The 11,686-nt window shown below is 76.1% G+C and carries 13 protein-coding genes and 1 riboswitch; of the genes, 7 read left to right on the top strand and 6 right to left on the bottom strand.

Features of this window, described 5'->3' with window-relative positions; translation table 11 throughout:
- Nucleotides 1-131: 131 nt before the first annotated feature.
- A complete protein-coding gene (locus tag ACI8AX_RS09750) occupies nucleotides 132-1,709 on the top strand; it encodes a penicillin-binding transpeptidase domain-containing protein (RefSeq protein WP_456549606.1) in 1,578 nt (525 codons plus the stop codon).
- Here the strand turns inward: ACI8AX_RS09750 and ACI8AX_RS09745 are convergent.
- Nucleotides 1,595-2,503: a YhjD/YihY/BrkB family envelope integrity protein gene (locus ACI8AX_RS09745; RefSeq protein ID WP_456549605.1), complete on the bottom strand. Its 909-nt coding sequence runs from the start codon at nucleotides 2,501-2,503 to the stop codon at nucleotides 1,595-1,597. The two genes, ACI8AX_RS09750 and ACI8AX_RS09745, sit on opposite strands and share 115 nt — an antisense overlap.
- A 74-nt stretch (nucleotides 2,504-2,577) precedes the next feature.
- Nucleotides 2,578-2,775 carry a hypothetical protein gene (locus tag ACI8AX_RS09740; protein WP_456549604.1) on the bottom strand — a complete coding sequence of 66 codons (198 nt, stop codon included), beginning with the start codon at nucleotides 2,773-2,775 and terminating at the stop codon, nucleotides 2,578-2,580.
- A gap of 356 nt (nucleotides 2,776-3,131) precedes the next feature.
- A riboswitch (cyclic di-AMP (ydaO/yuaA leader) is annotated at nucleotides 3,132-3,223 on the top strand.
- 35 nt (nucleotides 3,224-3,258) lie between these two features.
- On the opposite strand from ACI8AX_RS09740, the gene ACI8AX_RS09735 reads away from it, so the two are divergent.
- Entirely contained in the window at nucleotides 3,259-4,359 is a 1,101-nt protein-coding gene (locus ACI8AX_RS09735) for a C40 family peptidase (RefSeq protein WP_456549603.1), read from the top strand.
- Here the strand turns inward: ACI8AX_RS09735 and ACI8AX_RS09730 are convergent.
- A complete protein-coding gene (locus ACI8AX_RS09730) occupies nucleotides 4,329-4,958 on the bottom strand; it encodes a hypothetical protein (RefSeq protein ID WP_456549602.1) in 630 nt (209 codons plus the stop codon). The genes ACI8AX_RS09735 and ACI8AX_RS09730 overlap by 31 nt on opposite strands.
- A gap of 99 nt (nucleotides 4,959-5,057) precedes the next feature.
- Between ACI8AX_RS09730 and ACI8AX_RS09725 the strand changes: the two genes are divergently transcribed.
- Both ACI8AX_RS09725 and ACI8AX_RS09720 read left to right on the top strand, forming a co-directional pair.
- Nucleotides 5,058-5,375, top strand: a complete 318-nt coding sequence (locus ACI8AX_RS09725; protein ID WP_456549601.1) for a DUF3817 domain-containing protein — start codon at nucleotides 5,058-5,060, stop codon at nucleotides 5,373-5,375.
- Nucleotides 5,376-5,414: 39 nt separating this feature from the next.
- Entirely contained in the window at nucleotides 5,415-6,749 is a 1,335-nt protein-coding gene (locus ACI8AX_RS09720) for a serine hydrolase domain-containing protein (RefSeq protein WP_456549600.1), read from the top strand.
- Between the two features lie 64 nt (nucleotides 6,750-6,813).
- On the opposite strand, the gene ACI8AX_RS09715 is transcribed toward ACI8AX_RS09720, so the two are convergent.
- Nucleotides 6,814-7,332, bottom strand: a complete 519-nt coding sequence (locus ACI8AX_RS09715; protein WP_456549599.1) for a hypothetical protein — start codon at nucleotides 7,330-7,332, stop codon at nucleotides 6,814-6,816.
- Nucleotides 7,333-7,406: 74 nt separating this feature from the next.
- Here ACI8AX_RS09715 and ACI8AX_RS09710 point away from each other — a divergent pair, with 74 nt between their 5' ends.
- Complete coding sequence (locus ACI8AX_RS09710; RefSeq protein WP_456549598.1) at nucleotides 7,407-7,658, top strand: DUF3253 domain-containing protein; 252 nt, start codon at nucleotides 7,407-7,409, stop codon at nucleotides 7,656-7,658.
- Nucleotides 7,659-7,732: 74 nt separating this feature from the next.
- On the opposite strand, the gene ACI8AX_RS09705 is transcribed toward ACI8AX_RS09710, so the two are convergent.
- Together ACI8AX_RS09705 and ACI8AX_RS09700 are read right to left on the bottom strand one after the other, a co-directional pair.
- The gene (locus tag ACI8AX_RS09705; RefSeq protein WP_456549597.1) at nucleotides 7,733-8,809 is read right to left on the bottom strand and encodes a M42 family metallopeptidase; all 1,077 of its coding nucleotides are present in this window, start codon (nucleotides 8,807-8,809) and stop codon (nucleotides 7,733-7,735) included.
- A 65-nt stretch (nucleotides 8,810-8,874) separates the two neighbouring features.
- Nucleotides 8,875-9,354, bottom strand: coding sequence for an Lrp/AsnC family transcriptional regulator (locus tag ACI8AX_RS09700; RefSeq protein WP_456549596.1), 480 nt, complete (start codon nucleotides 9,352-9,354; stop codon nucleotides 8,875-8,877).
- A 219-nt stretch (nucleotides 9,355-9,573) separates the two neighbouring features.
- Here ACI8AX_RS09700 and pdhA point away from each other — a divergent pair, with 219 nt between their 5' ends.
- Both pdhA and ACI8AX_RS09690 read left to right on the top strand, forming a co-directional pair.
- On the top strand, nucleotides 9,574-10,704 hold the full coding sequence (gene pdhA, locus ACI8AX_RS09695; RefSeq protein WP_456549595.1) for a pyruvate dehydrogenase (acetyl-transferring) E1 component subunit alpha: 1,131 nt from the start codon (nucleotides 9,574-9,576) through the stop codon (nucleotides 10,702-10,704).
- Nucleotides 10,704-11,684 carry an alpha-ketoacid dehydrogenase subunit beta gene (locus tag ACI8AX_RS09690; protein WP_456549594.1) on the top strand — a complete coding sequence of 327 codons (981 nt, stop codon included), beginning with the start codon at nucleotides 10,704-10,706 and terminating at the stop codon, nucleotides 11,682-11,684. The genes pdhA and ACI8AX_RS09690 overlap by 1 nt, the downstream gene beginning before the upstream one ends.
- Nucleotides 11,685-11,686 lie beyond the last annotated feature (2 nt).

Here is an 11,686-nt window from a genome sequence, read left to right as displayed (position 1 = left end):
AGTGAGTAAGTTGAGCTCTAGTGGAGCTCGGTCGGTTCCGGTGAGGGGGGCCTGCGCCCGCCCCCCCCCCCCCCCCCCCCCCCCCCCCCCCCCCCCCCCCCCCCCCCCCCCCCCCCCCGCGGCGGGGCTGCGTGGAGGCCAGCGTCGGGGCGTTCGTCTGCGACTTCGTGCAGCGCCACCTGATCCAGGAGCTGGGGCTCACCCAGGAGCAGCTGGACAACGGCGGCTACGTGATCCAGACGACGCTGGACCCCGAGCTGCAGCGCGCGGGGGACGCCGCCGTCCTGGCCACCCTGCCGATGGGCGACCCGCTGGCGGCGATGTTCACGGCCGTCGAGCCCGGCACCGGGCACCTGCTCGCGATGAGCGTCAACCGCGTCTTCGGCTACGACCAGAACGACCCGGCGCAGGAGTCCTACAACCTCAACGTGGCGCCCAGCCAGGGCTCCGGCTCCACCTACAAGGTGTTCGTGGCCGCCGCGGCGCTGGCGCGGGGCTACTCGCCGGCCTACACGCTGACGACGTCGAACCCCTACGTCTCGCGCGTCTTCCGCGACGGCAGCGGCCCCTACGACGTCCGCAACGCCGGGAACTACCGGGCCACGCTGGACATGGAGACCGCGCTCTACCAGTCCTCCAACACGTACTTCCTGGCCCTGGAGGACGCCCTCGGCAGCGTCGAGGAGCCGGTGCGGATGGCCGAGGCGATGGGCCTGTTCCAGTTCAGCCCGCCCGAGCTGCCGCAGCAGATCATCGACGACGACCGGGGCTCGTTCACCTTCGGCGCCGAGGCCACCAGCCCGCTGGGGCTGGCCAGCGCCTACTCGACCCTGGCGGCGAGCGGCACGCAGTGCGACGTCGTCCCCGTGACGGCCGTGCTGGACCCGACGGGCGCGCCCGCCCTCGGCGCGGACGGCGAGCCGCTGCCGGTCGGGGACCGGTGCACCCCCGAGGCCATCCCGCCGGGTGTGGCCACGACGCTCAACCAGATGCTGCGCAAGGACGTCGAGCCCGGGTACGGCGGGCAGACCGGCCGCCGCGCCTACGTCCCCGGCCACCAGATCGCCGGCAAGACCGGCACCTCGCAGGACAACTACTCGGTCGCCTTCGTCGGCTACACGCCCGAGGTCACCGCGAGCGTCATGGTGCTCAACCCCAAGCAGAACCAGGACGTCGGCGGGTTCGGCGGCGGCAAGGGCGCCACCATCTGGCACGACGCCATGGCGCCCGTGCTCGAGGCGCGCGGCAGCGGCGAGTTCCCGCCCGCGGACCCGGCCGTCGTCCGCGGCAACACCCGACCGGTGCCCGGCTGCTCCTCGGCCAGTGGCTGCGAGGCCACGCTGCGCCAGGCCGGCTTCGCCACGGCACGGGCCCGGGTGGACAGCGCGCTGGAGGCGGGGTCGTTCGTGGGCACCAGCCCGCCGCGGGGCGGCCGGGCGGTGCCCGGCCAGGTGGTCACCATCCTGATCAGCAACGGTGCCGACCACGTCGAGCCGGCGCCCACGCCTGTCCCGGGTGGCGGCGGGGGCGGGGGCGGGACGACACCGGCGCCGCAACCGCCGTCGGGCCCCTCGCCGGCTCCCCAGCCGCCGCCTCAGCCGGAGCCCGAGCCGGACGAGCCGGACGAGCCGGACGAGCCGGACGACGGTCCCGGCCCCGGCGGCCCGCCCGTCGAGCCGGGGATCCCGCTGCCGCCCGACGACGACTGAGCGCCCCGGCCGGCCGCCAGCCGGGTGTCGAGGGCGCCGGTGAGCAGCCAGCCGCCGAGCAGCACCAGGTGCAGCAGGAACAGCCACAGGGCCAGGGCGACCGCCGCGCCCACCGCGGTGAGGCCGCCGAAGGGCGCGCCCAGGTCCAGCGGCAGGGAGAGGAAGAACGCGAAGCCCTGCAGGAAGCCCGACAGGCAGGCGGCGGTGAACAGCGAGCCGGAGACGAGCGCCGGCCACCGCATCCGCCCGGCCGCGACCACGCGGAACCCCCAGGCCAGCGGCACGGTGAGCACGAACAGCACCGAGTAGTAGCCGAGCGCGAAGCGGGCGATCGCGGCGCCGACGCCGTCCCGGGCGCCCAGGTCGGCCATCCCCTCGGCGGCCAGCAGCAGCGGGAGCAGCAGCAGCGGGGTGGCCACGACCAGGGGCAGGCCGAGGAGCCGGCCGCGCCAGCCGGTCAGGGTGTCGTGCCGCCCGCTGAAGCGCAGCAGCGCCCGGCGCAGCCCCTCGCCGTAGAGCGACAGCGGGAGCAGGGCCAGCACGAAGCCCAGCAGGTCCATGCCCAGGCCGGCGTCCACCAGGTCCACGACGACGCCGCGGGCGCCCAGCTCGGCCGGCAGCACCTCGGTCAGCCGGCCGGTGAGCCGCTCCACCTCCGCCGCGCCGACCGCCAGCCCGGTGAGCCGGACCGCCACGAGCAGCAGGGGTACGACGGCGATCCCGGCGTAGAAGGTCAGCCCGGCGCCGATCAGCGCGAGGTCACGCCCGCGCAGCCGGTCGCGGACGGCGGCCACCAGGAAGCGCAGCTCCGCAGAGACCCGGCCGCGGGTCCACGCGGCCCCCGCGGGCAGCGGGGAGCGTGCGGTGCTCAGCCCTCGGACTCGGTGGTCGCGGTCGGCGGGCCCTCCGTCTCGGCGCAGTCGCCGCTGTTCTCCGCGGTGCCGCACTCCTGTTCGTTGCGGTCGACGTCGGTGTTGCCGCCGCTGTTGCTGCACGCGGTGGTCAGGGACCCGGCGATCGCGAGGACGACGAGCGGGCGGGCCAGTGCCCGTCGGGTGATGCGCATGCCCCGGGAGTGCGCGGGCCGCCGCACCGGCAAACCCCGGCGCGGACGAGGGGCGCGGGCCGGCCGGTGGCCGTGGCAGGCGTCACGCGGGCCCCTCCGGCGTCCTCCGGGCGGGCGCGGAGGCGCCGGGTCGGGGATCCGCGCAGGTCAGGCGGTCGGCGAGCCTGGGCTCCGACCCCTGCGGTGTGTCGGAACGGATCCGGTTGCTCACGGTGAGCGAACGAATTACACGCTGGTGATTGTCACGTGCCCATAACGCCGCTTACGGTCTGTGTGTTCGACGGGGCGCAGCGTCACCGACCTGGGTGACACCCCGCGGACGCCGTCGAGCCGGCCGACCCTCCGGGGGAGGCCGGGCCGGGGACCCACCGCAGTCCTGGGGTGCAGTGCCCGCGGGCCACCGCGTGCACCGGGCGATCTCCCGCCCGAACCCGTCAGCTAACCCGGTAGGCGGCCGTCGGAGAAACGGAGAGCCGCCGGACCATGGCGACCCCTGAGCGTGCCTTCCCCGCGCGCCCGCACCACCGCCGCCGCACCCCCGTCGTCCGCCGGGCCCTCCTGCTGGCCTCCTCGGTCGGCGTCGCCCTCGGTGTGGCGCTGGTCCCGGCCCCCGCGGGCGCCGAGGAGCCGGAGACCGCGGCCGAGGCCGCCGAGCTCATGGCCGCCCGCGGTCACGAGCTCGAGGCGGTGACCGAGCAGTTCAACGAGGCCCGCGAGCACCTCCTCGCCCTGCAGGCCGCCGCCGCCGAGGCCACGACCGCCGCCGACGCGGCCCAGGCGCAGGTCGCCACCGCCCAGCAGCAGGTGCGCGGCGTGGCCCGCAGCGCCTGGACCGGCCAGACCGGCGGGTCGCTGGCGGCGCTGCTGACCAGCGACTCGCCCGAGGAGTTCATCGACCAGGTGAGCATCCTGGGCATGGTGGCCGACCACCAGAGCGGCCTGCTGACCACGGCCGTGGCCGCCGGCGACGCCGCCGTGGCCGCCCGGGCCGCCGCCGACGCCGCGGCCGCCGAGGCGCAGCGGACCTACGACGCCGTCGCCGCGCAGCAGGCCGCGCTCGAGGCCGAGATCGCCGAGTACCGCGCGGACTTCCAGCGCCTGACCGCCGCCGAGCAGCAGGCCACCCTCGCCGCCGCGGCCGCCGCCCACGGCGCGGAGACGACCGCCAGCCGCGACGAGCGGGACCAGCCGGCGGCCTCCGCGCCGTCCCGGCCGATCGTCGCCGGCAGCGGCGCCGCCCAGATCGCCGTCGACACCGCCATGGCGCAGCGCGGCGACCCCTACGTGTGGGCCGCCGGCGGTCCGAACGCCTTCGACTGCTCCGGGCTGACCCAGTTCGCCTTCCGTGCCGCCGGGATCAGCCTGCCGCACTCCAGCCGCATGCAGTCGCAGATGGGCCAGGCGGTGTCCCGCGCCGACCTGCGCCCCGGCGACCTGGTGTTCTTCTACAGCCCGGTCAGCCACGTGGGCATCTACATCGGCAACGGCCAGATGGTGCACGCGCCGACGTCCGGGGACGTCGTCAAGGTGGCCAGCGTCGACTCGATGGGCGGCTACGCGGGCGCCCGCCGCCTCGCCGGCTGATCAAGGGCCTCCCTGTCCCCCACGGCTCGCACGCTCGCCGCGGGCCCCTGCAGGGAGGCCGCCCCGGGCTCCCGGACCGCCTGCAGCAGGCCCCAGACGAAGCGGGCGCGGCGGCCGTCGGGCAGCGCGACCTCCCAGTGCGCCGGCGCCTGCGCGCCGACGTGCGAGGCGCCCGGGACGGCGGCGACGTCGTCGACCACGTGCTGCCAGACCAGCAGCCGGTCGGGCCGGGCGGCCGGGACCCCCGAGCCCGGGCCGCGGACCAGCTGCTCGTCCAGCACCTCGCCGCCGGGGCCGCTGACCACCCGCCAGCGCAGCTGCGGCCACAGCGGCAGCGGCCACTGGCGCAGCTCCAGCTCGAGGTCGCCGTGCCGCCGCGGCACGCAGGTGTCCGGCGGGCCGAGCACCGCCGTCCGCAGCGCCAGGCCGCGGGGCGCACGGGGACTGTGGTGCAGGGCCTGCCACCGGGTGTGCGCCGCGTGCGCCGCGCCGCGGGTCGCCGACAGCCGCGGCAGCGCCTCGGCCACCAGGTCGGGGCGGACGTCGGCCATCCGCCGCAGCAGGACCAGGCAGAACTCCCGCCGCGCCAGTCCCCGCACGCCGCCGACCCTGCCACGCACGTCACAGCACCCGGCGGGGACCCTGCCGCACCGTCGGCCGTTGGAGACGGAGGGCCTGTCGCCGTCGAGAGGGAGCCGATGAACCCGCGCACCGCCGTCCAGCTGTTCCGCGCCGTCGCCGTCGCCGAGGCGCTGACCTGGGTCGGGCTGCTCGCCGGCATGTACGTCAAGTACGTGCCGGAGACCTCCGAGGTGGGCGTGCAGGTGTTCGGGCCGGTGCACGGCGCGGTGTTCGTGCTCTACGTCGCGGTGACCCTGCTGACCGCCCGGGTGCTGCGCTGGTCACCGGGGACGGCGCTGCTGGCGCTGGCCGCCTCCGTCCCGCCGTTCGCCACCGTGGGCTTCGAGGTCTGGGCCCGCCGCACCGGCCGGCTGGACGCGGTCGAGACGGCCTGACCCCGGCGGCTCCGGAGGGGCTGGCCTACGGTCGCCGTCATGTCCGAGCCCGAGCCCGTGCTGCCCTCGACCGCCCGCACCCTGCTGGCGCGGACCGCTCTCGCCCAGCGTGACGGCCGGGCGCCGGGGCTGGTCGCCGGCGTGGTCCGGGACGGTGGGCTGGCCTGGTCGGCCGGCCGCGGCGAGGTGCCCGGCCCGGTCCTGGACACGCAGTACCGGCTCGGCTCGATCAGCAAGACGGTCACCGCGGTCGTCGTGATGCGGCTGCGCGACGAGGGTCGGCTCGGCCTCGACGACCCGCTCGAGCGGCACGTGCCCGGCACGCCGTTCGGGGACCGCACGGTCGGCCAGCTGCTCTCGCACCTCGCCGGCGCGTCGGCGGAGAGCCCGGGCGGCTGGTGGGAGCGCGTACCGGGCGGGTCCCTCGACGAGCTGCGGCTGCGCGAGGAGCACGTGGTGCTCGGCGCCGCCCGCCGGTTCCACTACTCGAACCTCGGCTTCGGCCTGCTCGGCGAGCTCGTCGCCCGGCACCGCGGCCGGTCGTGGGACGACGTCGTCCGCGACGAGGTGCTGGCCCCGCTCGGGATGACCCGGACCACGCCCCGCCCGCAGGCGCCGGCGGCCGCGGGCAGCGCGGTGCACCCGTGGGCCGACGTCGTCCTGCCCGAACCCGAGCACCACGCCGGGGTGATGGCCGCGGCCGGGCAGCTGTGGGCCCCGCTGGGCGACCTGGCCCGCTTCGCCGCCTTCCTGCTCGGCGACACCGGGGACGTGCTGCGCCCGGCGACGCTGGAGGAGATGGGCGTGCCCGCCGGGGTCGACTCCTCGGCGCCGGGCTGGTCGGCCTACGGGCTGGGCCTGCAGGTGATCCGGCTGGACGGGCGCACCTACACCGGCCACGGCGGTTCGATGCCCGGCTTCCTGGCCGGCGTCTTCGTCGACCGGGAGGAGGGCACCGGCGCCGTCACGCTGGCCAACACCACCAGCGGGCTCCCCCTGCTGTGGCCCGGGCTGCTCGCCGACCTGCGCGCCGCCGAGCCGCGGGTGGTGGAGGAGTGGCGGCCGGCGCCGCCGCCGGTCGACCTCGACGTCCTCGGCGTCTGGTTCTGGGGCCCGGCGCCGTACGTGCTGCGGGCCGTGGGCAGCGGCCTGCTGGACCTCGCACCGATGCCCGGCCGTGCGGGACGGGCCAGCCGTTTCGCACCGCGCGAGGACGGCACCTGGGTCGGGCTGGACGGCTACCACGCGGGCGAGACGCTGCGGATCGCGCCGGACCACCTCGACCTGGGGACGTTCGTGTTCACCCGCACGCCCTACGACCCCGAGGCCCCCGTCCCCGGCGGCGTCGACGAGCGCGGATGGCAGGCGAGATGACGCAACGGCCCCGTCCAGGGCGTCTCCGCGAGCTCGCGGGCGGTGAGGAGGACGGGGTCCTCCATCAGGGGCGGTCGAAGGCGTCCATCGTCGACTTGAGCACCGCGCCGTAGACCAGGTGCGGCACGAGGTCGCTGGCCCAGTCGGTCGCCGACCAGGTGCGCGGGTCGGTGATGCCCAGGGCCGTCATCGGCCCGTTGGCGGCCACGAGCACCCCGGTGGTGGTCAGCAGCGTGCCGACCAGCCACTGGGAGCGGAACCCGGCCGCCCGGGCCAACCCGGTGAGCACCCCCACCCCGACGCCGGCCACCAGGCCGGTGAGCGGGCCGAGCCCCTGGACGCGGTTCCGCCGGGTCTCCTCGTCGCCGGGGACCGTCAGGTGCGCCTTCTCGGCCAGCGCCTCCACCGTCCGCTCGGGCGTGGAGCTGCTGCCCCGGCCGCGGACGGCCATGTCCACGTAGGTGACGGCGTTCAGCGCGGTGCTGGCCGCCGCCCCGGCCGCGGCCCCGCGCAGCGCCCAGCCGAGGGGGCTGATGCCCCGGCGGCCCTTGCCGATGGTCCCGATCGGGGTCTGCCTCGCCATGCGCGGGAGGTACCCGGGGCGTTGACCAGCACACCCGTGTGGCGGCCGGCCCGGGCTCGGCCGACCCTGGCGGGGTGGACGACGTCGACCGCGCGCTCGAGGAGCGGATCACCGCGCTGCTCGGCGCTCGTGCGGCCGGCGCCACCATCTGCCCGTCGGAGGCGGCCCGCGCGGTCGACCCCGACGGCTGGCGGGAGCTCATGCCGGCCGCCCGTGCGGCCGCGGGCCGGCTGGCCGCCGCCGGGGAGGTCGAGGTGACCCAGCGCGGGGCGGTCGTCCACGTGGCCACCGCGCGCGGACCGGTGCGGATCCGCCGTCCCCGCTGACGAGGTCTGCACCGTGGTCGCCGTCAGCGGCTGGTGCCGGCGAGTGCGCAGACCTCGTCGAGCGGGAGGCGGGGTCAGCTGCCGGGGGCGGGGCGGCGCAGGTACTCGGCGAGCAGCCGGGCGGCGCGCTCGACGGTGCCGGTGTGCATGACCTCGTAGCCGTGGGTCGACAGCGTGGGCAGCGAGAGCAGCGCCGCCTGGGGCGTCTGCCCGGAGGCCTTGGACAGCGAGGCATCGGAGTCGAACGACTGCCAGACCGCCGTCTGCGGCTCGACGCCGACCTCCCGGCCGAGCGCGACGAGGTGGTCGCAGACCCGCTTGTCGTAGGCCACCGAGTCGTCGGCGTAGGCGACCACCGGGCCGCCGTCCACGGTCACCTGGTACTCCGCCTCGGCGGGCCCGACCTCCACCGCGAGGGTGACCTCCCCGGGCAGGACGCGGCTGGCGTACGTCGCGCCGATGCCGCCCATCTCCTCGCTGGTGCTGGCCACGAGGTACACGTCGGCGGGCGGGCGGCCCCCGTCCTCCCGCAGCAGCGCGGCCGCCCGCACCACCGCCGTGAGCGCGGCGCGGTCGTCGAGGAAGTAGGAGCCGTGGAAGTCGCCGAACCGGGTCAGCCCCCGCCGGTCCGCGTGCAGGCACACGCGGGTGCCCGGGTGCACGCCGGCGGCCGCCAGCTCCTCCGCCGTCCGGCCGGTGAACACGTACACGTGCGACCAGTCCAGCGCCTTGTCGCCCTGGTCGGGCTTGGTCTCCCAGATCCGCGTGCTGTCGGTCGTCGTGTGCTCGGACCCGAGGGTGAGGACGGCGGTGAGGGTCTCGGCGTCCCCGAGGACGGCGACCGGTCCCAGCCCGAAGTTGCCCGGGTACATCACGCCCAGCGAGGTGACCCGCAGCGTGCCGTCGGGCTCCACCCGCTTGACCAGCATCGTCAGCTCGTCCAGGTGCGCCGTCACCCGCACGACCGGCCCGGCGTCCGCGCCGCCGGACCCCCGCACCAGCGCGACGAGGTTGCCGGCGGCGTCCACCCACGTCTCGTCGGCCAGCGGCTCCAGCTCGCGCCGCACCACGTCCCGGACGTCGTCCTCCCGGCCCACCGGCCCGTAGGTGCGCAGCAGCTCGGCGAGCAGGTCGGTCGGGTCCAGCGGCACGTGCCCTCCTCCCGGGACGGTGGCGCGACCGCCCTACCCGGGCCACGACGCGGCAACCCGGGCCGTCAGCCGGGGGGACCGCCGGCCGCGCGGCGCAGCAGCGGGTCGACCCGGTGCTCCACGAGCCGGCGCATGGCCAGCGCGGTGTCGGTGCGCTCGACGCCGGGCATCGCCAGCACCTGCTCGCTGATCCGCCACAGGTCGTCGGCGTCGACCGCCACCACGCGCACCAGCAGGTCGGCGACCCCGGACAGGGCGGTCACCTCCACGACCTCGTCGAGCCCGCCGAGCGCCGCTCCCACGTCGCTCAGGCTGCGCTGCACGACCTGCACCGTCATGTAGGCCTCGAGCCGGTACCCGAGGGCCTCCGGGCGCACCCGCGTGGTGAAGGACGTCAGCGCGCCGCCGGCCTCCAGCCGGGCGAGCCGGGCCTGCACGGTGTTGCGGGCCAGGCCCAGCTGCTGCGACAGCGCCATCACCGAGGCGCGCGGGTCCTCGGCCAGGGCCTGCAGCAGGCGGGCGTCGGTGGCGTCCAGGGGCGGCACACTGCGCAGTGTGGCATGCCTGCACGTCCAAGGACTGAGCGATCTGCTTTGGACGTCCGAGCATCCTTGCGCAGTCGTCCGACCGGGTGATCTGCTCGCCGCGGGACGCGTCGTGTCACGATGATGTGAGTGGCGCCACACCCCGGTGCCACTGCACGTCCAGCCGACCACGGCCGCCCGGTGACCCCGGGGCCGCGGGAGACGACGAGGAGATGCCCCATGCCCACGGTGCCCCCCGAGGTGGCCGAGCCGGTGCCGGGTGCCGGCGCGCCGCACCTGCCCCCGCAGCCCGACCTCGTGCAGCTGCTCAGCCCCGAGGGCGAGCGCGTCGAGGACCCCACCTACTCGATCGACCTCTCGGCCGAAGAGCTGCGCGGCCTCTACCGGGACCTGGTGCTGGTCCGCCGGTGGGACGTCGAGGCCACCGCGCTGCAGCGGCAGGGCGAGCTCGGCCTGTGGGCCTCGCTGCTCGGCCAGGAGGCCGCCCAGGTCGGGGCCGGGCACGCGCTGCGGCCCGACGACATGGCCTTCCCCACCTACCGCGAGCACGGCGTCGCCTGGGTGCGCGGGGTCGACCCGCTGCACGTGATGAGCCTGTTCCGCGGCGTGGACAACGGCGGGTGGGACGCCGCGGCGACCGGCTTCAACCTCTACACGATCGTCATCGGCGCGCAGACGCTGCACGCGACCGGCTACGCGATGGGCGTGCAGCGCGACGGCGCCGAGTCCGCGGTCCTGGCCTTCCTCGGCGACGGCGCGACCAGCCAGGGCGAGGTCAACGAGGCGATGATCTGGGCCTCGTCGTTCCAGGCGCCGGTGGTCTTCTTCTGCCAGAACAACCAGTACGCGATCAGCGCGCCGATCGAGCGGCAGTCGCGGGTGCCGCTGTTCCAGCGGGCCGCGGGCTTCGGCTTCCCCGGCGTGCGGGTCGACGGCAACGACGTCCTCGCCGTCCTCGCCGTCACGCGCGCGGCGCTGGCCGCCGCCCGGGAGGGGCAGGGGCCCACCTTCATCGAGGCCTTCACCTACCGGATGGGCGCGCACACCACCTCCGACGACCCGACCCGCTACCGGCTGGCCGACGAGCTGGAGGAGTGGAAGCTGCGCGACCCGATCGCCCGGCTCAAGGTCCACCTCGCCCGCGAGGGGACGGCCGACGCGGAGTTCTTCGCGCAGGTCGACGCCGAGGCCGACGAGCTCGCCGCCCGCATCCGGCGGGGCACGGTGGAGATGGACCCGCCGCCGGCGGAGAGCATGTTCGACGCCGTCTACGCCGAGCAGACCCCTCCGCTGGCCGCCCAGCGCGAGCAGTTCACGGCCTACCAGGCCTCGTTCGAGGGGAGCCACTGATGGCCACCGAGGTGCTCACCCTGGGCAAGGCGCTCAACCTCGGCCTGCGCCGCGCCATGGAGGACGACCCGACGGTCGTGCTCATGGGCGAGGACATCGGCCGCCTCGGCGGGGTCTTCCGCATCACCGACGGCCTGCAGAAGGACTTCGGCGAGGCCCGCGTCGTCGACACCCCGCTGGCCGAGGCGGGCATCGTGGGCACCGCGGTCGGCCTGGCGATGCGCGGCTACCGCCCGGTCTGCGAGATCCAGTTCGACGGGTTCGTCTTCCCGGCCGTCAACCAGATCATCACGCAGGTCGCCAAGGTGTCGGCCCGCTCGCAGGGCCGGCAGCGGATGCCCGTCGTCGTCCGCATCCCCTTCGGCGGCGGGATCGGCGCCGTCGAGCACCACAGCGAGAGCCCCGAGGCCTACTTCGCGCACACGCCGGGGCTCAAGGTCGTCGCGGTGAGCAACCCGGTCGACGCCTACTGGGGCATCCAGCAGGCGATCGCCTCGCCCGACCCGGTCGTCTTCCTCGAGCCCAAGCGCCGGTACTGGGAGAAGGCCGAGGTCGACTTCGACGCCACGCCCGAGCCGCTGTTCCGGTCGCGGGTCGTCCGCGGCGGCGACGACGTCACGGTCCTGGCCTACGGCCCGATGGTGAAGACGGCGCTGCAGGCCGCCGAGGCCGCGGCCGGCGAGGGCCGCTCGCTGGAGGTCGTCGACCTGCGCACCCTCTCCCCGCTCGACCTCGGCCCGGTGTACGACTCGGTCCGCCGCACCGGCCGCTGCGTCGTCGTGCACGAGGCGCAGGTGACCCTCGGCATGGGTGCCGAGATCGCCGCGCGCGTCACCGAGGAGTGCTTCCACTCCCTGGAGGCGCCGGTGCTGCGGGTGGGCGGGTACGACGTCCCCTACCCGCCGGCCCGGCTGGAGGAGGAGTACCTGCCGGACCTGGACCGCGTGCTCGACGCCGTCGACCGCGCGATGGGTTTCTGAGG

The organism is Blastococcus sp. SYSU D00813, from assembly GCF_054050735.1.
Note: the sequence above shows the minus strand (reverse complement) of the source record. Positions and strands in the feature narration are given on the sequence as shown.

Bases quoted from the DNA above. Each gene is read 5' to 3' on its own strand.
- ACI8AX_RS09715 (WP_456549599.1), bottom strand. From the start codon at position 7,332: ATGGCGAGGCAGACCCCGATCGGGACCATCGGCAAGGGCCGCCGGGGC.
- pdhA (WP_456549595.1), top strand. From the start codon at position 9,574: ATGCCCACGGTGCCCCCCGAGGTGGCCGAGCCGGTGCCGGGTGCCGGC.
- ACI8AX_RS09740 (WP_456549604.1), bottom strand. From the start codon at position 2,775: ATGCGCATCACCCGACGGGCACTGGCCCGCCCGCTCGTCGTCCTCGCG.
- ACI8AX_RS09725 (WP_456549601.1), top strand. From the start codon at position 5,058: ATGAACCCGCGCACCGCCGTCCAGCTGTTCCGCGCCGTCGCCGTCGCC.
- ACI8AX_RS09720 (WP_456549600.1), top strand. From the start codon at position 5,415: ATGTCCGAGCCCGAGCCCGTGCTGCCCTCGACCGCCCGCACCCTGCTG.
- ACI8AX_RS09690 (WP_456549594.1), top strand. From the start codon at position 10,704: ATGGCCACCGAGGTGCTCACCCTGGGCAAGGCGCTCAACCTCGGCCTG.
- ACI8AX_RS09735 (WP_456549603.1), top strand. From the start codon at position 3,259: ATGGCGACCCCTGAGCGTGCCTTCCCCGCGCGCCCGCACCACCGCCGC.